We start from the raw sequence: 259 nt of genomic DNA, 5'->3' as shown, positions 1-259 counted from the left end.
GCGCAGGGCGTGGGCGGCGGCCGCCGCGACCGGTCCGGCGACGGAGGCGCCGAGCGCGGTGAGGACGTCGAGCGTACGGGCGTGGCGGGCGGCGCAGCGGGCGGTGTCCGGGAACCGGGCGACGGCGACCGGCCAGGCGGCGGGGGTCAGCGCCCCGTGCAGACCGGAGACCACCGTCACGTCGTCGGGGCACATCTCGGCCGGGCTGACCAGGACCGTGTCGTGCGGGCGGTGCACGGTGTCGCGCCAGGTCTCGTCG

Annotated in this window: 1 pseudogene; it reads right to left on the bottom strand. The window is 79.2% G+C overall.

The annotated features are described in order from the left end of the window. A pseudogene (locus tag G3I41_RS14230) lies at positions 1 to 259 on the bottom strand (pyridoxal phosphate-dependent aminotransferase); the annotation flags it as partial.

It is taken from the genome of Streptomyces sp. SID9727, from assembly GCF_010550605.1.
Classification (GTDB): domain Bacteria; phylum Actinomycetota; class Actinomycetes; order Streptomycetales; family Streptomycetaceae; genus Streptomyces.
Note: the sequence above shows the minus strand (reverse complement) of the source record. Positions and strands in the feature narration are given on the sequence as shown.